We start from the raw sequence: 22,846 nt of genomic DNA on the forward strand, positions 1-22,846 counted from the left end.
CGACCTGCGGGGTCCCGACGACACAGTGACGTGCGTGTGGTCTTACGACCGCACGCCGGCGTGCTACAGCCAGCCCTTCTGCCGCGCCAGCCGGTAGGCCTCGATGCGGTTGCCGACGCCCAGCTTGCCGATCGCTTCGGACAGGTAGTTGCGCACGGTGCCGTGGGAGAGCCTGAGTTGCGCGGCGATCCCGGTCGCGCTCATGCCCTCGCCTGCCAGCCGCAGGATCTGGCGTTCGCGCTCGCTCAGCGGATCGGGCTCGCTCCAGGCTTCCAGCGCGAGTTGCGGGTCGATCACGCGGCCGCCGTGGTGCACGCGCCGCAGGGCGTCGGCGAGCTGTTCAGCCGGCGCGTCCTTGAGCAGATAGCCGCTGACGCCGGCATCCAGCGCACGGCGCAGAAACCCGCCACGCGCAAAGGTGGTGACGATGACCACGCGCACCGGCAGTTCGTGTCGCTGGATGCGCTGCGCGAGTTCGAGACCCGAGAGCCCGGGCATCTCGATGTCGGTGACCAGGATGTCGGGCGCGAGACGCTGCAGTTCGCGCCACGCCGATTCGCCATCGCCGACGCTGCCGACCACCGACAGATCGTCTTCCAGATTCAGCAGCGCGGTCAGCGCGCCACGCAGCATCGCCTGATCCTCGGCGATGAGGATGCGGAGCGGCTGTTCGATCGTGGGCATTCGCGGCATGGCGATGACGGTAGCAGTGGGACAGCGGGGTCGGAAGACGAACGAGGGCGTGCGATTGCCGATCACCCGGCCTGCGGCACGCCCAGCGGAATCCGCGCATCGACCCGCGTGCCGTCGGCACCACTGTCGATGCGCAACTGCCCGCCCAGTGCTTCGATGCGTTCGCGCATGCCCGACAGGCCGTTGCCCGGCACGATCGCGCCGCCGCGACCGTCGTCGCTGACCTGCAGCCGGACCACGCCGCCCTCGCGCGAGAACTGCGCCTGTGCGCTGTGGGCGCGCGCATGGCGCTGCAGGTTGGTCACCGATTCGCGCAATGTCATCGCCAGGGCGGTTTCCACGGCGGGCGACAAGCCGGATTCGGCAATGCGCGCATCGAGGCTGTAGCCGAATGCAATCCCGCCGGTCTCCAGCAACAGGCGCGCGGACGCGAGTTCCGCCGCCAGACCTGCGGCGCGGATGCCGCTGACCGCCTGCCGCACCTGCGCCAGCGCATCGCGTGCGATACCGCCGACTTCGCCGATCTCTCGCTGCGCCCCATCGGGATCGCGCTCGACCAGCCGCGCGGCGAGATCGGCCTTCAAGGCAACCATCGACAGCGTCTGGCCGAGCAGATCGTGCAGGTCACGACCGATGCGTTCGCGTTCGCCGATCGCGGCCAGTCTGCGTACCTCCTCGTGCGAAAGCCGCAGTGCGGCGTCCTGCCGGTTCTTCAGACGCTCCACGTGCACCAGCAGCCCGATCATCACCGTCGTCACCGGCATCCACACCAGCGCCGCCCATGGATAGCCGAACGCGCGCGCCCAGGCCAGCAGCGCCGCGTTGAGGACGATCAATGCGAGCACGTAACGCCAGACGGATGCATGCGACAGCGCGCCGAGAAACACGCAGCCGAATACGAAGTAGCTCAGGCTCGAGACGTACCAGGGCAACAGGCCGAAGCACAGCGCGATCATGCCGAGCGCGCACCAGGGCGAGCGGCGCGCCGGCAGCAGCAGCGCGCCGGCAAACAGCGCGATGAAGACCGGATACGACAACAGGGTGAGCAGCAGCCAGCGCAGGTCGTAGCCATGCGGCGAGAACATCGGCACGACGAACACCCACACCGACCAGAGCACGTGGATGCCTTCGCTCCATGCAGGCCGGCCCTGGCGCTGCGCGCTGCCGATGATCGAATCCGGCGCGGGACGCAGGCCGGCGAAGGTGCGCATCGCCGTGGCGCTCGCATCGGCCTGCCTGTCGCGCAGCGCAGCCATCTCAGGTGTCCGCCGGAAGTGGCTGGTGCGCGCCGTGCCGATCCGCCTGCATCTCAGCGCAGTTCCACGTCATCGAGCGCGAAGGCGAACGTGCCCTCCGGCTGACCGGCGGTCCATGCGATACCGCGGACCTGCGACAGGTCCGCGCCGGCGAATCCGCTGAGCGGCAGGCGCACTTCGGCCCACTCGCTGCCGGCCTCGAAACCCTGCATCGCCGGCATTGCAGTCGGCGATGCACCGGAGAACAGCAGTGCGTTGTAGCGTCGACCATCGCCGCGCACGCGGAACACGAGTTCGCCGCGCGACGACAGATCCGCAGGCTGCATCGCCTGCGCGGCCGGGAAGAAGATCACGCCCGACCACGGAAACGCGAAGCCGGTCTTGATCTCGCCGGCGACCGACAGTGCGCCGGCCGAGCCGTTGGCGCCCCCTTCGATGCGAGCGTGCGCGACGGTCGACGCCCCGCCGGCCATCTGGTCGGTGGTCGGCGCCCAGCTGCCGAAGCCGGCGTCGAGCCCGGTCTCGAAATCGCTGATGCGGGTGTCGCCCGGCACGGCGCCAGCCGCAAGCGCAGCCGCAGGCTTGGTGCGTTCGACGCGCGCGCCGTTCTTCCACACGGTGTGGATGCGCCGGGTCGCGGTGATGTCGTCCAGCGGGTTGCCGTCGACCAGCACCAGGTCCGCGCGCAGGCCCGGCGCAATGCGGCCGCGATCGACGATGCCGAAGCGCGCGGCGGGAGCGGAGGTCGCCGCGACCAGTGCCTGACGCGGCGTCAGCCCGGCCTGCACCAGCAACGCGAGTTCGCCGTGCAGGCTTGCGCCCTGGGCGGTGCCGGCATTGGGTGCATCGCTGCCGGCGAGAATCGTCGCGCCCGCCGCGTGCAGGCGTCGCACGCTGTCGATCGCGTCGGCGAGGCGCTGCGGCTTCGGCGCGGTGGACATGCGCGCGCCGAGGCTGTCGCGCTGTTCCGGCGTCAGCCACGGCGACAGCGCGGAATCCTGCGCGAGTGTCCGGCCTGCGTCGCTGCCGGCCACCGAGGCGATCACCACCAGCGTCGGCACGACGAACACATCGCGACGCGCGACATCGGCGACGAAGGCGTCGTCGACCACGGCATCGTCGGCCACGTGCACGAAGCCGTCGATGCCGGCGTCCAGCACCTCGCGGGCGCGGGACTGCGTGGAGACGTGGGCGACGGCGATGCGATCGTGCGCATGCGCGGCATCGACGACCGCGCTCACCTGTGCGGCGTCGAGCGTGGGCAGGGTCCGACCGCTGGCGTAGCCGCTGAGATCCTCGACGATCAGCTTGATGAAGTCGTCGCCCTCGGCCACGCGCGCGGCGATGAAGGCCGGAATGTCGGTGTCGGCATCGACCGTCGGCACCGGGAATCCGTACTGCGTGCCGTGGCCGCCGGGCGCGGTGACCGCATAGCCCGCGGCCCACAGGTCGGCCTGCGCGCCCGGCGCGGTGGACTCGCGCTGCGTGCGCAGTGCCGGCAGGCGCTCCGGCATGCCGTGCATGTCGAGCGCAGTGGTGACGCCGAAGCGCAGCATGTCCTGCTGCGCGTCGCCCCAGGCGTGCACGTGAGCATCGATCAGACCGGGCAGCAGTGTCTTGCCGTCAGCATCCACCACGGTGATGCCATCCGGCACCGCGACATCGGCGGCAACCGCTTCGATCAGCCCGTCGCGCACCAGCACCGTCCCGCGCTCGATGACCTCGACGCCATCGAAGATGCGTGCGTTGCGGATCGCGAACGTGCCGTCGGTTGCCGGCTTCGCGGTCGAATCCGTCGCCTGTTGCCGCCCCGCGACGGCCACCGCGACGCCAAGGACGGCGACCAGCGCCACCACTGCGGCCACAGCCGGCCAGCGCCGCTGGCGGTATCCATTTTCCTGTGTCATTGCGTTTCCCCAGAACGTGTAAGCGGATGATGTCAGACCGCGCGGGCGAGGCGGCGCAGCGCGAGCACGCAGCAGGCCACGGTCACGACGCACAGCACCAGCAGATGCAGCCACAGCGGCGTCGCACCCGCCTGCCCGGTGACGCCCAGCGCGATCTGCGCCAGATGCCAGGCCGGCCACAGCGGCGCGAGCTTGGCGAATATCCCGGGCAGCATCGACAGCGGCAGCCACAGGCCGGACAGGAAGGCCATCGGCAGGAACAGCAGGTTGACCCATGCCGGCGCCGCGTTCGCGCTGGCGATGCTGCCGAGCAGCAGGCCGATCGCGCAGAACGGCAGCGCGCCGAGCACGGTGATCGTCCACAGCAACGCCCATTGGCCCGCTGCCAGCGTCACACCCCCGAACACCGTCGCCAGCGTCGCAAGTTCCAGCACGATGGCCAGCGCGAACAGCATCGCGATCAGCAGCCGCGAGACCAGCCACGCACTCGGCGGCGCCGGCAGCGCGCGACGCAGGGCGAAGAAGCCGCGCTCGCGGTCGATCGACAGGGTGACCGCGAAACCGAACAGGCCCGCGCCCATGGCACCGAACACGCCGTAGGTCGCCAGAAGATAGCGCGCCGCCTCGCTGCTGCCGCGCCCGCCGAGCAACAGGCCGAACATCACATAGAACAGCGCCGGGAACAGCAGCGTCGGAATGATGTACATCGGCTCGCGCAGCAGCCGCAGCAGTTCGCAGCGCGTGTCGAGCAGGTAGCAGCGCCAGAGGCTGACGCCTGGGCCGGTGTCGAATGCGGTCTCCATCACGCGGCCTCCTGCCTTGAACCGGCCATCACGTCGGCGGTCGTCGTCATCGCCACGAATGCCTCGGCGAGACCGGCACGTTGTACCTCGAGATCGCCGAGCTGCGGATCGGCGTCCAGCAAGCGGCGCAGCACGGGTTCGGCATGCTCGGCCATCACCACGAGCTGATCGTCGACGATATTCGCCGCGCGCACGCCGGGCCAGGTCGCGACGACATCGGCAGGCAGGATGCTCGTGCAGCGGATGCGGCGCTGCGCGACCTGCGCACGCACTTCGCCCACGCTTCCCGCGGCGCGCACGCGGCCCGCATCGAGCACGACGACGCGATCGGCGAGCGCCTCGGCTTCTTCCAGGTAATGCGTGGTCAGCAGGACGCCGACGCCATCGGCGACCAGGCTGCGGATCGCGTGCCACACCTGCTGACGGGCACCGATGTCGAGACCGGTGGTGGGCTCGTCGAGGAACAGCAGCCTGGGACGCCCGCACAACGCGAGCGCGAACTGCACGCGGCGCTGCTGGCCGCCCGACAGCCGGCCGTAGCGCCGGGGAAGCAGCCCGTCGAGCCCCGCCAGCGCAACGCAGTCGGCCACGCTGCGCGGCTGCGGATACCAGCTGCGCGTCAGTGCGAGCAGTTCGCCGACCTGCAAACGCTCCGGCAGCTGCGCCTGCTGCAGCATCACGCCGATGTGCCGGCGCGCCGCGAGATCGGAGGGATGCCGGCCGAAGAGTCTGACCTCCCCGCTATCGGCCGACTGCAGGCCAAGCAGGATTTCGATCGCGGTGGTCTTGCCGGCGCCGTTGGCGCCGAGCAGGGCAGTCACCTGGCCGGCAGGCAGCGCGAGATCCACATCGTCGAGCGCCTGCACCGCGCCGCGGCGGCGATGCACTGCGCTCAGCGACGCAAGCGCTGGCCCGTGTGGTTCGGGGGTGGGGATGGGTGCTGGGCTTGGCATGCGGGCTCCTCCGGTTGCCTCCAGCCTGGTGGGGCGGGTGCCGCGGGGGCAGTGGCAGACGTCATCCGTCGCGGGTGACAGGCGTCAGGTGACCCCCGCCCCCGATGCGTGCAGACTCGGCCCACGGAGACCGGCATGCCCGCCGCCCGGGCACGCCGCCGGTCCTGACTTCCGGCAGCTTGGTTCGGCGGGTCTGCACGGTCACACTCCCGGCTGACGCTACGTCCTGCTTGCCATGGATCCCATGAACACCAAGGCCGACCTGCTCAACGAACTCCGCATCGATCGCAAGGCGCCGCCGGAGCCGCCACGCCGGCGTGCCCTGTGGATCGCCATCGCAGTCGTCGTGCTGCTGCTCCTGGTGGTTGCCGGCTGGGCGCTGTTCGGGCGGGATGGCGGCGTCGAGGTGCGCACCGCGCCGGTCGTGGCGATCAGCGCGGGTGGCGCGAACGCCTCGGTGCTCGACGCGACCGGCTACGTCGTCGCCCGGCGCACCGCAACCGTGTCCTCGAAGATCACCGGCCGCGTGCGCGAGGTGCTGATCGAAGAAGGCCAGCGCGTCGAGGCCGGCGACATCATGGCCACGCTCGATCCGATCGACGCCGATGCCCAGCGCAGCCTGTCGGCCTCGCAGCTCGACGCCGCGCGCAGCCAGACCGGCAGCCTGCAGGTCCAGCTGGCCCAGGCCGAGGCCGACGCCACCCGCCTGCAGGAGCTGGTCGGCCAGCAGCTGGTGTCGCGCTCGCAGTACGACCAGGCCGTTGCCCAGCGCGACGCCCTGCGCGCCCAGCTGGGCAGCGCGCAGCGCAATGTCCAGGTGGCCTCCGCCTCTCTGGCGATCGCCGACCTGGGGGTCGACAACACCGTCGTGCGCGCGCCATTCGCGGGCGTGGTCACGGCCAAGGCTGCCCAGCCGGGCGAGATCGTCTCGCCGCTGTCGGCCGGTGGCGGCTTCACCCGCACCGGCATCGGCACGATCGTCGACATGGACTCGCTGGAGATCGAAGTGGATGTCGGCGAGGCCTTCATCGGCCGCGTGCAGCCGGGGATGCCGGTCGAGGCGACGCTCAATGCCTATCCCGACTGGAAGATCCCGGCCGAGGTCATTGCGATCATTCCGGCCGCCGACCGCGGCAAGGCGACGGTCAAGGTGCGCATCGCGATCCTGGAAAAGGACGCGCGGATCGTGCCGGACATGGGCGTACGCGTCAGCTTCCTCGATGCACCGGCAGCCGAAGGCGCGCAGCAGCCGCGCGGCGTGCGGGTGCCTGGCGCGGCCATCGTGCAGCGTGATGGCTCCGATGTGGCCTTCGTGCTCGGCGAGGACGACACCGTCGTGCAGCGCGAGCTGCAGACCGGCATCGCGCTCGGCAACGACCGCCAGGTGCTGTCGGGCGTCGCTGCCGGTGAGACCGTCGTGCTCGATCCGCCCGCCACGCTCGCCGATGGCGCCAGGGTCCGCATGGCGCCGTCCGGGGACGATGCCCGATGACCGCGTGCCGCTGCGCCCTCGCCGGCGGCGGCGCCCCCCACTGATCCAGACCCATCCGTGCTGCCACGCGCAGCACGCGGCCACCACCTGCCGGAGTGCCCAATGTCGTCCCTCGTCAGCATCCGCAACCTGCACAAGATCTACCAGCGTGGCCCGGAGAAGGTCGAGGTGCTGCACGGCATCGACCTGGAGATTCCACGCGGCGATTTCGTGGCGCTGATGGGCCCGTCGGGCTCGGGCAAGACCACGCTGCTCAACCTGATCGGCGGACTCGACACACCGACGTCGGGCGAGATCGAGATCGAGGGCGAGCGCATCGACCGGATGAGCGGTGGGCAGCTGGCGAACTGGCGCAGCCGCCACGTGGGCTTCGTGTTCCAGTTCTACAACCTGATGCCGATGCTCAACGCGCAGAAGAACGTCGAACTGCCGCTGCTGCTCACCACGCTCGGCGCGGCGCAGCGCAGGCGCAATGCCGAAATCGCGCTGACGCTCGTCGGCCTGGCCGACCGCCGCAACCACAAGCCCAATGAGTTGTCAGGCGGCCAGCAGCAACGCGTGGCGATCGCACGCGCGATCGTGTCCGACCCGACTTTCCTGATCTGCGACGAGCCCACCGGCGATCTCGACCGGCAGAGTGCCGAGGAAATCCTCGGCCTGCTGCAGGAACTCAACAGCGTGCATGGCAAGACCATCGTCATGGTGACCCACGACCCCAAGGCCGCCGAGTACGCAACCCACACGATCCATCTCGACAAGGGCGAGCTGGTCGACCTGCCGCTCGCCACGCACTGACCCGCGGCCCTCCGGAGACGGCACCATGAAATACCTGTCGCTGGTGTGGGCCCAGCTGTTCCGCAGCAAGACGCGGTCGCTGCTGACCCTGCTGTCGGTGATCGCAGCCTTCCTGCTGTTCGGCATGCTCGATTCGGTGCGCGTGGCCTTCAATGCGGGCGGCAGCGTCGACGGGGCCAACCGGCTGATCGTCGCGTCACGGCTGTCGATCACGCAGTCGCTGCCGGTACGCCTGCAGGCGGAGATCGAGACGATCCCGGGGGTGCGGCAGGTGACGTACGCGATGTGGTTCGGCGGGATCTACCAGGACCAGCGCAACTTCTTCCCCAACTTCTCCGTCGCGCCGAACTTCTTCGACGTCTACGGCGAGTACGAGGTGCCACCCGACCAGCTGCAGGCCTTTCGCGACACGCGCAATGGCGCGGCGGTCGGCGAATCGCTGGCGAAGAAGTTCGGCTGGAAGATCGGCGACACCATTCCGCTGCAGGCGACGATCTTCCCGCGGGGCGGCAGCAACGACTGGCCGCTGGAACTCAAGGCGATCTTCCGCGCGAAGGACCGCAGCAATGTCGGCGCGGAGAACCAGCTGATGATGAACTGGACCTACTTCGACGAATCCAACGACTTCATCAAGAACCAGGTCAGCTGGTTCACCGTGCAGCTGGCCAATGCCGACCAGGCCTCGCGCGTGGCCCAGGCGATCGATGCGATCTCGGCCAACTCCGACCGCGAGACCAAGTCGCAGACCGAGTCGGCGTTCCAGCAGGCCTTTGCCAAACAGTTCGCCGACATCGGCCTGATCGTCACCGCGATCATGGGCGCGGTGTTCTTCACCCTTCTGCTGCTCACCGGCAACACCATGGCGCAGGCGGTGCGTGAGCGCGTTCCCGAACTCGCCACGCTCAAGACCCTCGGCTTCACCGACGGCACCGTGCTGGCGCTGGTGATGGTGGAGTCGGTGCTGCTGGTCGTGATCGGCGGTCTGGTCGGCCTGGGCCTGGCGGCGGCGATCATGCCGGGCGTCAGCGCCGCGAGCGGCGGCGTGATCGCGCTGCCCACCGTGCCGCTGCAGACCTGGCTGATCGGACTCGGCCTGATGGTCGGCATCGGCATCATCGTCGGCGTGCTGCCCGCGTTGCGCGCGCGGCGGTTGAAGATCGTCGATGCGCTGGCCGGGCGCTGACCGCATGGCCGCCTCGTCATTCCGCTGCATGAAGAACCGGACCGGACCGACATGAAAAGCCCGTGGCTGTGGAACCTGCTGTCGATCGTCGCGCTCGTGGTCGGCCTCGCGATCTGGGTGCTGCTGCCGTGGTTCGGCGTGCTCGCGATCGCGGTCGCCATCGCGCTGTGGCTGACGCTGACGCGCGGCGGCCGGCTTGCGCTGGCCGCCGCGCGCATCGGCATCGGCAGCCTGCCGCAGCGCTGGGGCGCTTCCTCGGTGATCGTGGTCGGCATCGCCGGCGTCGTCGGCGTGCTGGTGGCGATGCTGGCGATGGGCGCGGGCTTCAAGGCCACGCTCGACAGCACCGGCGACGATACCTCGGCGATCGTTCTGCGCGGCGGCTCGCAAGCCGAGACCAATTCGGTGATCACCCGCGACCAGGTGCCGCTGATCGGCACGCTGGCAGGCATCGCCCGCGACGCGCAGGGCCGGCCGCTGCTGTCGCCCGAGCTGTCGCAAGTGGTCAACCTGCCGTCGAAGGCCGATGGCACCGACGTCAACGCGCAGTTCCGGGGCGTCGGCGGACTCGCCTGGGCGGTGCATGACAAGGTGCGGCTGATCGAGGGCCGCAGGTTCGCGCCGGGCCTGCGCGAGATCGTCGTCGGCCAGGGCGCCCGCAGCCAGTTCCGGGGCCTGGATGTCGGCAAGACGCTCGCGCTGGGCAACCAGCAATGGACGATCGTCGGCGTGTTCGCCTCCGGCGACGCGCACGATTCGGAACTGTGGACCGATGCCGAGACGCTGGCCTCGACCTACAACCGGAGTTCCTACCAGTCGATCACCGTGCGCACCGACGGCACCGCGGGGTTCACCGCGTTCAAGGCCGCGATGGATGCGGACCCGCGGCTGAAACTCGACGTGTCGACGACGCGCGCCTACTACGGCAAGCAGTCCGGCCAGCTGGCGACGCTGATCAACGTGCTGGGCACGGTGATCGGCGCGATCATGGCGGTCGGCGCGGTGTTTGGCGCCCTCAACACCATGTACGCCGCGGTGGCCGGCCGTGCCCGAGAGATCGCGACGATGCGCGCGATCGGCTTCCGCGGCCTGCCGGTCGTCGTCGCGGTGATGCTGGAGACGATGTTGCTGGCCCTGCTCGGCGGCCTGCTCGGCGGTCTGCTCGCGTGGACCATCTTCAACGGCTACAGCGTCAGCACGCTCGGCAGCAACTTCAGCCAGGTGGTCTTCCAGTTCAAGGTTTCGCCGGAACTGCTGTGGAACGGACTGAAGTGGGCGCTCGGCATCGGCCTCGTCGGCGGCCTGTTCCCGGCGCTGCGCGCCGCCCGGCTCCCGGTCACCGTGGCCCTGCGCGCGACATGAGCGCCGCATCGCCCGAGACGCTGTCGAACGCGGAGATCGCCCGCGAGATCCGGTCCCTGCAGGCGCGCGCGTTCGAGCGCTACGAAGACGCGGCGCTGCAGGCGGAGGCCGACCCGGGCCGCGCCGAACTGATCTACGCGAAGGCCGAGCGCGACACCGCGCCCTGGATCGCGCGCGCCAGCGCGCTCAACGACGAACGCGTGGCGCGCTACCGCCGGCGCGCGAGGCGCTGGCGCAACGCGGCGCTGGCGACAGGCGTGGTCGGCGCCATCGCGATCGTTTGGATGCTGTCGCTCGCGGCCTGATGCGCGTGCCGCCAGCACGCACCCGCGCACGGCCCATGCGCTGCCACGCGCAGCGACGCCGTGACGCCGTGACGCCGGCGCACATGTCCAGGTGCGCTGCCCGCGCAACACAGCAATCGCCGGCGGTCAGGCCTCGCGATCCAGCAGCCCGTCCGCCATCGCGCGCCGCAGGTCATCGGGCGTGTCGATGTCCAGGGCCAGCGACGGCGCCTGCAGCCGGAACAGCTCCTCCTCCGGCAGCGCGGCGAGCAGTGCGCCGAATCCACGATCACCTTCCAGGTCATCCACCTGCGCGAACAACGCGTGGGACAGTACTGCCGGCGCGCCCGGACGCTCGCCATGCATCACCGCGGCGCAACCCGAGCGTGCGCTGCGCGCGCCGTCGAGCAGCGCGCGCAGGTGCAGCGCGTTGAGCGCGGGCTGATCGACGCCGGTGACCAGCACCGGGCCGCGATGCGCGTGCAGCGCCCGCGCCGCCGCCATCAGGCTGGCCGCTAGTCCTGCGCGCCAGTCGTCGACGACATGCAGCTCCATGCGCGCGTGCAGCGGCGGCGGAAGCTCGGCGGCAATGGCCGCGTGGCACGCGCCGAGCATCACCAGCAGTCGGCGCGGCCGGGTTTCCGCGGCGAGCCGCACGACCCGCGCGACCAGGGGTTCGCCGCCCTGTCGCAGCAGCTGCTTGGGCCGTCCGAGCCGGGCACTGCCGCCGGCCGCGAGCACGATCGCCGCATGCGACGAGCTCGGTGGGCCGACCTTCGGATCCGGAAGGAACGATGCGCGCATGGGTGCATCCTGCCAGACCGCCCAGCCTGCGCTGCGTGCAAAGCCGGCAGGCGGCCCTCAGGCCTGCTGCGCGACGATCCGGCGCCGCGAGCGCAGGTAGCCGTCGACGGCGAACACCGCCAGGCCTGCCCAGATGAAACCGAAGCCTGCCGCGCGATCGATGCCGAAGGCCTCGCCGAAGAAGAACACCCCCAGCAGCAGCTGCAGCGTCGGGCCGATGTACTGCAGCAGCCCCACGACCGTCAGCGGCACGCGCCGCACCGCATAGGCGAAGCAGATCAGCGGGATCGCGGTCAGCGCGCCGCCCAGCACCAGCAGCACATCGGTCCAGCCGCCCCAACGCAGAGAGAAGAAGCCGCCACCGCCCTGGCTTTCGAACCACGCCAGCGCGAGCACCGCCGGTCCGAACACGAACAGGTTCTCGACCCCGAGCCCCTGGACCGCCTCCACGGCAGCGAACTTGCGGATCAGGCCGTACAGCGCGAACGAACCGGCCAGGCACAACGCGATCCAGGGAAAACTGCCGTAATTGAATGTCAGCCACGCCACCCCGCCCGCCGCCAGCGCGACCGCCACCCACTGCGCCACCGACAGCCGCTCGCGCAGGAACACCACGCCGATGACGACGTTGAGCAGTGGATTGATGAAGTAGCCCAGGCTCGTCTCGACGACGTGGCCGCTGTTGACCGCCCACACGTACAGCGCCCAGTTCGCCGCGATCAGAGTGCCCGATATCGCCAGCATGCCGGCGAGCCTGGGCTGGGCGAGGATCTCGCGCAGCCAGCCGCGGCCCTGGCGGATGGTGAGGAAGGCGGCGACGAGAATCGCGCACCAGATCGAGCGGTGCAGCACGATCTGCAGCGACGGGACATGCTTGAGCAGATGCCAGTACAGCGGCATCAGGCCCCAGATGACGAAGGCGGCAACCGCGATCCATACGCCGCGGCGGCTCTGCGCGGCGTCGATCAAGACCGGTCCCCAGCGGCCGCGGGCACCGGCACCGGTTTGCGCGCACGCGCGCGGCCCAGCGTGATCGCGACCACCGCGACCAGAATCACCACCATCGCGCCGATGTCGTTGACCTGGAAGCGCTCGTTCGCGAGCCATGCACCCAGCAGCACCGCGATCGCCGGGTTGACGTAGGCGTAGCTGCCGGCGAGTGTCGGGCGCACGTTGTGCAGCAGCCAGACATAGGCGGTGAACCCGATGATCGAGCCGAACGAGGTCAGGTAGGCCACCGACAGCGTGCCCTTGAGCGTAGGCAGCTCGGTGAAGCGTTCGCCGACCAGCAGCCCGGCCACGAGAATGATCACGCCGCCGGCGAGCATCTGCGACGCAGCCGCCATGAACGGCGACGGCAGGTCCCGACCCCGGCTCCATACCGAACCGAAGGCCCAGGCCAGTGGGGCGATCAGCAATGCGATCAGCCCCGTCGGCGTCGCGGTCAGCGAGCTGCCGGCGTTGAGCCACAACACCCCGGCGAAGCCGACCGCCAGGCCAGCCCATTCGATGCGCGAAGGCCGGTCGCCGCGGATCGCCGCGAACAGGGCGATCCAGATCGGCGCCGAGGCCACTGCAACCGCGGCCAGTCCCGACGACACACTCTGCTCGGCGATGCAGACCAGGCCGTTGCCCAGACCCAGCAGCAGCACGCCCATCGCGAGCACGTTGGGCCACTGCGCGCGGGTCGGCGCCGGCACGCCGCGCAGGCGCAGCGCGGCATACATCAGCCCGCCGGCGGCGATGAACCGCAGGCCCGCCATCAGCAGCGGCGGATAGCCACCTTCGAGCGCGAAGCGGATCGCGAGATAGGTCGACCCCCAGACCAGATAGACGGCCATCAGCGCCAGCGCGATGGCCAGGACGGAGGCGGGACGCGACACCGGCGCGACGCTCATGGGAATTCCGCGAAAGGAGATGGGCAGCCGCGAATGCGGGTGCGGAATTCTACGCCCGCACGCCGTTGCACGGCTGGAACGGTGGCATTGCATCGCCCCTGCCTTAGGCGTCCGCCGTAGGCCTGCCGCCACTGGAGGCCGCTCGCATGGCGTTTCGGCTCATACGCGCCGAGGGGCGATCGGAAAGCCCGTGAGCTTGGTGCAGGTTGACGCGTGGCGACCCGGGCCGGACACGACCCACGGGGGACGAAGCGTCTGGTCGCCCGACACCGCCCACGCGTCGCGAACCCGGCGAAGGTTCGAGCTTTCTTCCCGCGGTGCACGAGAGTCCCGCCTGCGCCGGCGGGCGCCGGTCCTGCGGTCCACGCTCCGGTTCGAGGATGACACCGGCGCTTTTCGGGCAAGAAAAAAACCGCTGCGATCGCCCGCAGCGGTTTTCGTGGGCAGAACCGTCAGCCGATCAGCGCGCCCAGCGTCCCGGCGCGGTCGATACCGGCAACACGGCGGCCGAGAGGGCGCGGTCGGCGTTGAGCAGGCGGACCGCGTCGGCGAGGATCGCCGCCGCCTCCCGCAGCAACGGATCGGGGCGATCTTCGGCAGCCTGTTCCAGCCGGGCCTGCTGGGCGATCGCACGCTCGCTGGCCTGCAGGCCGTCGTCATCGGAATCCTCGGCCAGCGGGTCGAGTTCGAGACCGAGCGCGATGCGCTCTTCCTGACGCACCCGGCGCTTCTCGGACTGGCGATCCCGCTCGGCGCGGCGCTCATCCATGTTCAGCGAGACGTACTTCTTGTCGCGCTCGGCGCGGAACTCGGCAATGTCTTCGGCCCACCAGGTGAACTCCTTGTCCGTGGCGACGCGCGCCTCGTGCAGCTGCTCGAGGCGCGGCAGCAGCGGGCTGAAGTCGCCGTACTGGATATGCGGCACCGCGGCGATCCGCGTCCACGGCAATGCGTTGTCGTAGGTGCTCTCGCCGAACTCGGTGGCATCGACGGTGACCGGGAAATGGATGTCCGGCTCCACGCCCTTGTTCTGCGTGCTGCTGCCGCCGGGCAGGAAGAACTGCGCGATCGTCAGCTTGACCTGGCCGTAGCGCTTGGACTCGTTGGCCGGCCAGCGATCGAGATCCACCAGGTTCTGCACGGTGCCCTTGCCGAACGTGGTCTCGCCGATGATCAGGCCGCGACCGTAGTCCTGGATGGCGCCGGCGACGATCTCCGATGCGGAAGCCGAACCGCGGTTGATCAGCACCGCGAGCGGGCCGTCCCAGGCCACGCCCGGATCGCGGTCGCCCTGCACGCCGACCCGGCCGCCGGACTCGCGCACCTGCACGACCGGCCCCTGGTCGATGAACAGACCGGTGAGCTCGACCGCCTCGTTGAGCGAACCGCCACCGTTGTTGCGCAGGTCCAGGACCACGCCGTCGACCTTCTCGGCCTTGAACTGTTCGAGCAGGCGCGCGACGTCGCGGGTCGCCGAGGCGTACTCGCCATCCCGGTTCCGGCGACCCTCGAAATCCTGGTAGAACGCCGGCAGCTTGATCACGCCGATCTTCTTGTCGCGGCCGCCGGGCACGTCGGCCGGCAGGGTCAGCGTCTCGCCCTTCGCGGCCTGTTCCTCGAGGCGCACGCGCGCGCGCGTCAGGGTGATGCGCACCGGTTCACTGTCGAGCGTGGCCTCGGCCGGGACCACGTCCAGGCGCACCTGGGTGTCCTTCGGGCCCTTGATCTTCTCGACCACGTCGTCGATGCGCCAGCCGATCACGTCCTCCATCGGCCCGTCGGTGCCCTGGCCGACGCCGACGATGCGATCGCCGGGCTTGAAGCGGTTGCTCAACGCCGCGGGGCCGCCGGCGATGACCTCGCGGATCACGACCACGTCGTCCTGCTTCTGCAGCTGCGCGCCGATGCCTTCGAGCGACAGCGACATGCTCTGGTTGAATAGGCGTGCGGCGCGCGGATTGAAGTAGTCGGTGTGCGGATCGATCGAGCCGGTGTAGGCATTGAGGAAGCTGCTGAAGGCATCCTCGTCGTTGAGCGACGCAACCGTGTTGGCGGTGTTGAGGTAGCGACGGTCGAGCGTCTTGCGGATCTCGTCGGGGGACTTGCCCGCAAGCTCCAGGCGCAGCCAGTCGTTGCGCACGGACTGCCGCCACAGGGCGTCGAGCTCATTCGTGTCGGCGGCCCAGGCGGCGTCCTCGCGGTCGTACTCCCAGCGGTCCTTGCCGCTGAAATCGAAGATGTCCTGCTTGAGCAGCTCGCGCGCGTGGGCGATGCGCTCGGCGACACGCTGCTTGTAGAGCGCGAAGATCTCCAGCGCAGGCGCCACATTGCCGTCGCGGACCGCCGCGCCCATGCCCGCCCGCAGCGGCTCGAAGCGGGCGATGTCCTGCTGGGTGAAGAACAGCTTTCCGCCGTCGAGATTCTCGAAATAGCGGTCGAAGATCTCACCCGAGAGGCTCTCGTCGAGCGCGCGCGGACGATAAGCGTACCGGCTGTCGGAGAGCAGGCCGTACACCAGCTTCGACGCGGCCACCTGGTCGACATTGGGGGCGGTCGCCGGCACGTTGGCGACGGCATCGGGCCGCGCCATCAACGCAAGCGGCACCGCCAGCGCGAGGGCGATCAGGGAGCCGGAAACGACTCGGGAAACTTTCATGCAGGGTCCTGGTTGCGGATGCGCTCATCATGCGACATGCATTCGAGCCTGTCGCGTGAACAGACGCGTCGACAGTGCCGAAAGTTGCATGTACGGCGCCCATCCATGGAAGACCGCGACGGCGAACTGTCGTTACGTTCAGCGCACGGTGAACCGTGGCGCACGCGAACTGCGTGAGCGAAGAATGATCTACGTGTTAACGCGGGAAGGAGCCTCAGGCAGCGACGCCGGCTTCCATCGCCTGGCGGTCGGCGTGGTACGACGAACGCACCAGCGGGCCGGAGGCCACGTGCTGGAAGCCGAGCGCCATGCCGAAGTCCTCGAGCGCCTTGAACTCCTCGGGAGTCCAGTAGCGCAGCACCGGGTGATGGTGGGACGAGGGCTGCAGGTACTGGCCGATCGTGACCATTTCGACGTCGTGCGCGCGCAGGTCGCGCAGGGTGCCCTGCACCTGCTCCATGGTCTCGCCGAGGCCGAGCATGATGCCGGACTTGGTCGGCACGCCCGGATGCTGGGCCTTGAACTTCTTCAGCAGGTCGAGCGACCACTGGTAGTCCGCGCCCGGGCGCACGTTGCGGTAGAGATCGGGCACCGTCTCGACGTTGTGGTTGAACACGTCGGGCGGATCGGACCTGAGGATCTCCAGCGCGCGCTCCATCCGGCCCTTGCCGCGGAAGTCCGGCGTGAGGATCTCGATGCGGATGGCCGGCGACTGCGCGCGTACCTCGCGGATGCAGTCGACGAAATGCTGGGCGCCGCCGTCGCGCAGGTCATCGCGGTCGACCGAGGTGATCACGACGTATTTCAGGCCCATGTCGGCGATCGTCGCCGCAAGCTTCAGCGGCTCGGCGGCATCGGGCGGCTTCGGCCGGCCGTGGGCGACGTCGCAGAACGAGCAGCGGCGGGTGCAGACCTCGCCGAGGATCATGAAGGTGGCGGTGCCGTGGCCGAAGCACTCGTGGATGTTCGGGCAGCTGGCTTCTTCGCAGACCGTGACCAGGCGGTTCTCGCGCAGCTTGGCCTTCAGCGCCGCGACCGCGCCGTTGGATGGAATGCGCACGCGGATCCACGATGGCTTGCGCAGCACCGGTGCCTCCGCGAACTGCACCGGCGAGCGCGCGATCTTGTCGCCCGCGACCTGCTTGACGCCGGTCTGCAACGGAGCGGCCGGCGGTGCGGACACCACCTGCAGCGGAATCGATTTGTCGGCAGTCTGGGTCATGACGGGCTCACGCGAAGCAGGCGGCCATTGTAGGTCCCTGCCCCGGCACTGTCTGCCGCAGGCGCGAGGATGCTGCGTGTCATTCAGTGCCCGGCAGCGGCGGCGCCGGACCGCTGTCGAGCGCCAGGCCGAACTGCGCAGCGAGGTGGCCGAGCAGCGCGGGTGTGACCGCCGCCGGCGACGACGGCCCGCCGAGATCGGCAAGCGAGACGACCTGCAGGTCGGCATAGCCACAGGGATTGATGCGCCGGAACGGTTCGAGATCCATCGCGAGATTGAAGGCCAGGCCGTGGAACGTGCGTCCCCGCCGCACGCGGATGCCGAGCGCGGCGATCTTGGCCTCGTTGACATAGACCCCGGGCGCGCCGTCGCGGCGCACAGCCTCGATGTTCCAGTCGCCGAGCGTGTCGATGATGGCCTGCTCGATCCGGCACACGTAATCGCGCACCCCGATCCCGAGCCGCACCAGGTCGAGCAGTGGATAGACGACCAGCTGGCCGGGCCCGTGATAGGTGACCTGTCCCCCGCGATCGACCTGCACCACCGGGATGTCGCCCGGGGCCAGTACGTGCTCGGGTTTGCCTGCTTGGCCGAGGGTGAAGACCGGATCGTGCTCCACCACCCACAGCTCGTCGCTGGTCTGCGCATCGCGCGCATCGGTGAAGCGCTGCATCGCGCGCCAGACCGGCACGTAGGGCTGCCGTTCGAGCAGGCGCACGATGGCCGGCGCCCGACTCACAGCACCCGCTCCGCGACCCGGGCACAGCCCAGCCCGCCCTCGGGCACCGCGGCACCCTGCAGGAATCCGCGCATCGCCGTGGCGATGCGGTCACCGCCAGCGCGCGCCAGCAGATCGAGGGCGCGGCGGTCATTCTCCAGCCGCGGAAATACCGGCGCATCGCCGTCGGGCGGGGTCTCCGCCCAGGCCATCGGCACCCCCGGCAACAGCGCCGCCGCGCGCTCGGTGCGGACCAGCAACCGCACCTCGCAGTGGCGCACGTCGGCGGCGATGCGGGCATACAGGGCATCCACGGCCGCAGCGGGCCCCTCGAGCACCTGCATGAACAGTCCGTCGTGGAACAGCAGCATGCCGCCGATGCCTCGGCCCGCATTGAAGTCACGCGCGCGCCGCAGCAGGCCGGCCATATCGGACCCGGTGAACTCGCACAGCTGCCCGCTGCGATAGAGCAGCTGGCGGATCATTGGATCAGAGCGTCCACTTCACTTCGGGATGCCCGCGCAGCGCCACGTGCGCCGCGTCGTACTGTTCGCGCGAGTCGGCACGGATGTGCAGCTTGATCGACACGTACTTGCCGCCGCTCGAGGCGCGAGTGGTCACGGTCTCGTCGAGCACCGCGATGCCTGCGGCAATCAGCAGGCGCGGGATTTCGGTCTCGAGTCCGGCGTCGGCCGCGCCCATGGCGGTGATCTCGAAGGTGCCGGGAAACTGGAAGCCGTGTTCGGGATTGTCGGAGGTGATGTCCATCGCGCAGATTATCGGGGCAGCGGCAGCGGAACCCAAGCGGCGAATCCGCCGCAGCGTCCTTTCGTTCAAGCGTTGACGCGCTGCGTCGTGGAGGGCCGGCGCAGCCGCAACCATGCCGACCGCGCCCGCGGGCCACGGCCAGGAACACTCCATTCCGCTACCGCGATCCCTTCAAGGGAGAAGGGATCAATCCGGCGACATCATCCGGCCGGTAGGCCGCCCGGTTTCAGGCGTTCCACCACATCAGGAACTCGTGCCACAGGCGCTTGAAGAAACCAGCTTCCTCGACCGCCTCGAGCGCCACCAGCGGGCGCTCGGCAACCACCTCGTCGTCGAGCATCACGCGCACGGTGCCGATCTGCTGGCCCTTCTCGATCGGCGCAACGATCGTCTGCGGAATGTCCATCGACGGCTTGAGCTGCGCGTACTTGCCGCGCGGCATCGACACCAGCATCGGCGCGGCGACACCCAGCTGCACTTCGTCGGTCTTCCCCTTCCAGACCTTCTGCGTCGCAACCGACTTTTCGGCGTCATAGACGGCATGGGTCTCGAAGAAGCGGAAGCCCCAGTTGAGCAGCGCCAGCGAATCGGTGGCGCGCTGCGCCTCGCTTGTCGAACCCATGACCACCGAGACCAGACGCTGGTCACCGCGCTGGGCCGAGGCCATCAGGCAATAGCCGGCGCCACTGTGGTGGCCGGTCTTGATGCCGTCGACGGAGTCGTCGCGCCACAGCAGGCGGTTGCGGTTGTGCTGGGTGATCGGCCCGACGGTGAATTCCTTGATCTTGTTGTGCGCGTACTCCTCGGGGAAGTCGCGCACCATCGCGCGGCCGAGGATCGCCAGGTCGCGCGCGGTCGAATAGTGCTCGGGGCCCGAAAGACCGGTCGCGTTCTCGAATTGGCTGTTCTTCATGCCGATGCGCGCGGCGTAGGCGTTCATCAGCTGGGCGAAGGCCTCCTCGCTGCCGGCAACGTGCTCGGCCAGCGCGATCGCGGCGTCGTTGCCCGACTGCACGACCATGCCGATTTCCATGTCCAGCAGCGGCGCGGTCTGGTTGACCGGAAAACCGCTGTAACTGCCATCGGTGCCGGCGCCGCCCTTGCGCCAGGCGTTCTCGCTCATCAGCACCTGGTCGTCGGGCTTGATCTTGCCGGCGGCGAGTTCGGCGGCGATCACGTAGCTGGTCATCACCTTGGTGATGCTGGCCGGCTCGACGCGCTCATCGGGATTGTGGCCCGCCAGCATCTGGCCGGTCGCGTAATCCATCAGGATCCAGGCGGTGCCGGTGATCGCGGGCGGCGGCGGGGTCGGCAGGTCGTCGCTGAGCGCGGGCGCGGCGGCCGCCGGCGTGGCTGCCGGCTGCGGCCTGGGCGCGGGATCCTGGGCGACGGCGATGCCGACCATCGCGGTGGCCGCGGCCACCAGCAGCATGCGCGAAACGACTACGGACACTTTCATGTAATGCAGGACTCCGGGGTGCCGGTCGTTGCAGGCCGGCGGTTGAAAAGAAGGTTCAGTCGCGAACGACGGACGGCGCGCCGAAGCCCAGACGGGCAACGCGCGAGGACATTTCGGCGACCTGGGCGGCCGCGACCGGCCCCACGCGCAGGCGCCAGACCGGCTTGCCGGCGGCGGTGCCGTCGGAGAGCTGCGCCGCGGCGATGCCGGCGCCCTGCAGCGTGGCCAGCGCGCGCTCGGCATTGGCGCGCGCACCGAATGCAGCGACCTGGAGGGTGACATCGCCTACAGCGGCGACCGGCGCGGTCGGACCCGGCGCCGCGGCGGGCGCGACCGGTGTCGCCGCGGATGCGGCCGGCGCGGTCTGCGCGGCCTCGGGCTGCGGATGCAACGGCACCTGGCGACCGTTCTCGATCTTCACCCCGCGCGCGGCCAGCCAGGCGTCGAAGTCGTCGGCCGTCATGATCCGGCCGTTCTGGTACATGTTGAAGCGACCGTTCGCGGGGTCGGCCTGGGGCGCCGGCGCGGGCCGCTCGCCGGCACGCGCGCTGGCGATCGGCAGGGTCTCGACGATTGCGTCGATGGCGCTGGCCGCCGGCGAGGCAACGACCGGCGCCGCATGCGTCCGGGCCGGGGCCACGGCGCGGGCCGCCGGCACCACGCCGGGCGAGGCGGTGGCGACCGCATCGTAGTCGTGGCGCGCGTTCTCGCCGGGCGTCAGTGCGCGCACTTCGACGCGCCCGGTGCCCGCCGGATGGATGCCGATCTTCACCGCGGCGGCATAGCTCAGGTCGACCACCCGGCCTTCATGGAAGGGCCCGCGGTCATTGACGCGCACGACCACGGATTTTCCGGTATCGAGGTTGGTCACCCGGGCGAAGCTCGGCAACGGCAGCGATTTGTGCGCGGCGGTGAAGGCGTACATGTCGTAGACCTCGCGATTGGAGGTCAGCCGGCCGTGGAACTTGGCGCCGTAGTAGGACGCGGTGCCGGTCTCGGCGAACTCGCTGTGGTCGTCGAGCACGGTGTAGCTCTTGCCCAGCACCTGGTAGGGACTGCGGTTGCCGACCGGCGAGCGCGGCAGGTCGACGACTTCCGGCTCGGGGATCGCATCCACGTCGGGCAGGTAGGCCGGCAGGCTGTCGGGCACACCCGGGCGGTACAGACCACCGGCGGTGTAGTGGCCGCGGGTGTTGGGATCCTCCTGCGCCGGCGCATACGGCGACACGCGGCGCTGGCCTGCGGATGCCGGTCGATGCGCCTGGGTGGAGTGCTTCGGCGCGCCGACCGTCTCCTTTCCGGCTGGTCCCGCCGCGCGCTTGTTGCCGCCGGCACAACCGGCAAGCAGCAACAGCGCCGACAGCGGCAGCAGCCATCGGATCACGGCCCGACCCCGGCCCGGATCGCCTGGGCGAGCTGATGCACCGACAGCGAATACATCGGCGAGCGGTTGTAGCGGGTAATCACGTAGAAATTGCGATACGCCAGCCAGTGCTCCTTGCCGCCCTCGCCATCTAGCGACAGCAGCGTCGCGCCCTCGACGGTCGGCTCGCCCGGCGCAGGCGTGTAGCCGCGCGCGGCCAGCGCCGACAGCGGATACACCGGCTCCCAGTTCTCGGGCTTGAAGTCGGCGGCCGACGCGGCGCGCTGCGCGCGCGCGACGACCGGGCCGCCGCGGTCCCAGCCGTGCACGACGAAATAGTTCGCGATCGACGCGAACACGTCCGGCTTGTGGGTCAGCAGGTCGCGGCGGCTGTCGCCGTCACCGTCCTTGGCCCACAGGCGATAGCTCGACGGCATGAACTGGCCCATGCCCATCGCGCCGGCATAGCTGCCCTTGAGCCCGAGGATGTCGAGCTGCGGCTCCGCCTTCTCCAGCGCGAACAGCTGGGCGAGCTCACCGGCGAAGAACGGCGCGCGCGGGGCGTAGTCGAAGGCCAGCGTGTAGAGCGCATCGATCACCTTCCACGTGCCGGTGATGCGGCCGTAGCTGGTCTCCACGCCGATGATCGCGACGATGTACTCGGCCGGCACGCCGGTCTGGGCCGCCACGCGATCGAGGGCCGTGCGGTTCTCGCGATAGAACGCCACGCCACCGTTGATGCGCGCGTCGTTGATGAAGATCGGGCGGTAGTCGCGCCAGGGGCGCACGGCCTCTGCCGGCCGGCTGATCGCGTTGAGGATCGGCTGCTGCACCGTCGCCTGCGCCAGCACGCTGCGCACATGGGCGGGATCGACCCCGTAGGTCTGCGCGGTGTAGGTGACGAAATTCTCGACACGCTGCGCGCGCGGAATCGCCGGATCAGTGACCGAGGTCGGCGCGACCGGGCGCTCGGGCGGTTGCGGCACCGGCGCGAGCAACGCGCCTTCCGGACGCGTGGGCTCGGGCAGCGGTTTCACCGCACCGTAGTCCGCGGCATGACCATCGGACGGATTGACGGGGGTCGCACACGCTGCCAATGCAAGAGGCAGCGCGGCCACGGCGAGTCGGAAAAACGGGCGTCGGCTCATCGGCGGCGAGGTTAGCACGCACGTGCGCAGGCCATGCAGCGCAGTGGCTGCGCAGTCAGGGGCCGTCATGCTTGCAGGGCGC

21 protein-coding genes are annotated in these 22,846 nt (G+C 69.8%); 5 read left to right on the forward strand and 16 right to left on the reverse strand.

All coding sequences use genetic code 11. From position 1 onward, the window contains the following. Nucleotides 1-63: 63 nt before the first annotated feature. The 5 genes from EGK76_RS12845 to EGK76_RS12865 form a co-directional block, all read right to left on the reverse strand. Nucleotides 64-684: a response regulator transcription factor gene (locus tag EGK76_RS12845; protein WP_096297141.1), complete on the reverse strand. Its 621-nt coding sequence runs from the start codon at nucleotides 682-684 to the stop codon at nucleotides 64-66. A 71-nt stretch (nucleotides 685-755) separates the two neighbouring features. Then, nucleotides 756-1,949, reverse strand: a complete 1,194-nt coding sequence (locus EGK76_RS12850) for a sensor histidine kinase (protein ID WP_233580301.1) — start codon at nucleotides 1,947-1,949, stop codon at nucleotides 756-758. A gap of 53 nt (nucleotides 1,950-2,002) precedes the next feature. Continuing rightward, nucleotides 2,003-3,856 carry a CIA30 family protein gene (locus EGK76_RS12855; protein ID WP_123832853.1) on the reverse strand — a complete coding sequence of 618 codons (1,854 nt, stop codon included), beginning with the start codon at nucleotides 3,854-3,856 and terminating at the stop codon, nucleotides 2,003-2,005. 32 nt (nucleotides 3,857-3,888) lie between these two features. Continuing rightward, on the reverse strand, nucleotides 3,889-4,659 hold the full coding sequence (locus tag EGK76_RS12860; protein ID WP_123832854.1) for an ABC transporter permease: 771 nt from the start codon (nucleotides 4,657-4,659) through the stop codon (nucleotides 3,889-3,891). After that, complete coding sequence (locus EGK76_RS12865) at nucleotides 4,659-5,612, reverse strand: ABC transporter ATP-binding protein (protein WP_123832855.1); 954 nt, start codon at nucleotides 5,610-5,612, stop codon at nucleotides 4,659-4,661. Before EGK76_RS12865 ends, EGK76_RS12860 begins: the two co-directional genes overlap by 1 nt. A gap of 244 nt (nucleotides 5,613-5,856) precedes the next feature. Between EGK76_RS12865 and EGK76_RS12870 the strand changes: the two genes are divergently transcribed. The 5 genes from EGK76_RS12870 to EGK76_RS12890 all read left to right on the forward strand — a co-directional run bounded on the left by EGK76_RS12870 (nucleotide 5,857) and on the right by EGK76_RS12890 (nucleotide 10,749). Beyond that, nucleotides 5,857-7,104, forward strand: coding sequence for an efflux RND transporter periplasmic adaptor subunit (locus EGK76_RS12870; protein WP_123832856.1), 1,248 nt, complete (start codon nucleotides 5,857-5,859; stop codon nucleotides 7,102-7,104). 102 nt (nucleotides 7,105-7,206) lie between these two features. Continuing rightward, on the forward strand, nucleotides 7,207-7,899 hold the full coding sequence (locus tag EGK76_RS12875) for an ABC transporter ATP-binding protein (protein ID WP_096297136.1): 693 nt from the start codon (nucleotides 7,207-7,209) through the stop codon (nucleotides 7,897-7,899). Nucleotides 7,900-7,924: 25 nt separating this feature from the next. After that, on the forward strand, nucleotides 7,925-9,082 hold the full coding sequence (locus EGK76_RS12880) for an FtsX-like permease family protein (RefSeq protein WP_123832857.1): 1,158 nt from the start codon (nucleotides 7,925-7,927) through the stop codon (nucleotides 9,080-9,082). A 51-nt stretch (nucleotides 9,083-9,133) separates the two neighbouring features. Then, nucleotides 9,134-10,444: an ABC transporter permease gene (locus tag EGK76_RS12885; RefSeq protein WP_123832858.1), complete on the forward strand. Its 1,311-nt coding sequence runs from the start codon at nucleotides 9,134-9,136 to the stop codon at nucleotides 10,442-10,444. Continuing rightward, entirely contained in the window at nucleotides 10,441-10,749 is a 309-nt protein-coding gene (locus EGK76_RS12890) for a hypothetical protein (protein ID WP_123832859.1), read from the forward strand. Before EGK76_RS12885 ends, EGK76_RS12890 begins: the two co-directional genes overlap by 4 nt. A gap of 126 nt (nucleotides 10,750-10,875) precedes the next feature. On the opposite strand, the gene EGK76_RS12895 is transcribed toward EGK76_RS12890, so the two are convergent. The 11 genes from EGK76_RS12895 to mltB all read right to left on the reverse strand — a co-directional run bounded on the left by EGK76_RS12895 (nucleotide 10,876) and on the right by mltB (nucleotide 22,734). Continuing rightward, nucleotides 10,876-11,532: an NTP transferase domain-containing protein gene (locus EGK76_RS12895; RefSeq protein ID WP_123832860.1), complete on the reverse strand. Its 657-nt coding sequence runs from the start codon at nucleotides 11,530-11,532 to the stop codon at nucleotides 10,876-10,878. Nucleotides 11,533-11,589: 57 nt separating this feature from the next. Continuing rightward, entirely contained in the window at nucleotides 11,590-12,501 is a 912-nt protein-coding gene (gene rarD, locus EGK76_RS12900) for an EamA family transporter RarD (protein WP_179948155.1), read from the reverse strand. Further along, on the reverse strand, nucleotides 12,498-13,430 hold the full coding sequence (gene yedA, locus EGK76_RS12905) for a drug/metabolite exporter YedA (RefSeq protein ID WP_096297131.1): 933 nt from the start codon (nucleotides 13,428-13,430) through the stop codon (nucleotides 12,498-12,500). Before yedA ends, rarD begins: the two co-directional genes overlap by 4 nt. 460 nt (nucleotides 13,431-13,890) lie before the next feature. Beyond that, nucleotides 13,891-16,086: a carboxy terminal-processing peptidase gene (locus tag EGK76_RS12910; protein ID WP_123832861.1), complete on the reverse strand. Its 2,196-nt coding sequence runs from the start codon at nucleotides 16,084-16,086 to the stop codon at nucleotides 13,891-13,893. A gap of 214 nt (nucleotides 16,087-16,300) precedes the next feature. Further along, on the reverse strand, nucleotides 16,301-17,308 hold the full coding sequence (gene lipA / locus EGK76_RS12915; protein ID WP_096297129.1) for a lipoyl synthase: 1,008 nt from the start codon (nucleotides 17,306-17,308) through the stop codon (nucleotides 16,301-16,303). Nucleotides 17,309-17,387: 79 nt separating this feature from the next. Then, a complete protein-coding gene (lipB, locus tag EGK76_RS12920; protein WP_123832862.1) occupies nucleotides 17,388-18,074 on the reverse strand; it encodes a lipoyl(octanoyl) transferase LipB in 687 nt (228 codons plus the stop codon). Beyond that, nucleotides 18,044-18,511: a BLUF domain-containing protein gene (locus EGK76_RS12925; protein ID WP_096297127.1), complete on the reverse strand. Its 468-nt coding sequence runs from the start codon at nucleotides 18,509-18,511 to the stop codon at nucleotides 18,044-18,046. Before EGK76_RS12925 ends, lipB begins: the two co-directional genes overlap by 31 nt. A 4-nt stretch (nucleotides 18,512-18,515) precedes the next feature. Continuing rightward, nucleotides 18,516-18,794, reverse strand: a complete 279-nt coding sequence (locus EGK76_RS12930; RefSeq protein ID WP_096297126.1) for a DUF493 family protein — start codon at nucleotides 18,792-18,794, stop codon at nucleotides 18,516-18,518. Between the two features lie 226 nt (nucleotides 18,795-19,020). Beyond that, nucleotides 19,021-20,226, reverse strand: coding sequence for a D-alanyl-D-alanine carboxypeptidase family protein (locus tag EGK76_RS12935; RefSeq protein WP_123832888.1), 1,206 nt, complete (start codon nucleotides 20,224-20,226; stop codon nucleotides 19,021-19,023). Between the two features lie 82 nt (nucleotides 20,227-20,308). After that, nucleotides 20,309-21,637, reverse strand: a complete 1,329-nt coding sequence (locus EGK76_RS12940) for a septal ring lytic transglycosylase RlpA family protein (protein ID WP_123832863.1) — start codon at nucleotides 21,635-21,637, stop codon at nucleotides 20,309-20,311. After that, the gene (gene mltB / locus EGK76_RS12945; RefSeq protein ID WP_233580302.1) at nucleotides 21,634-22,734 is read right to left on the reverse strand and encodes a lytic murein transglycosylase B; all 1,101 of its coding nucleotides are present in this window, start codon (nucleotides 22,732-22,734) and stop codon (nucleotides 21,634-21,636) included. The genes EGK76_RS12940 and mltB overlap by 4 nt, the downstream gene beginning before the upstream one ends. Between the last annotated feature and the right edge of the window lie 112 nt (nucleotides 22,735-22,846).

It is taken from the genome of Luteimonas sp. 100069, assembly GCF_003813845.1.
Taxonomy (GTDB): domain Bacteria; phylum Pseudomonadota; class Gammaproteobacteria; order Xanthomonadales; family Xanthomonadaceae; genus Luteimonas; species Luteimonas chenhongjianii.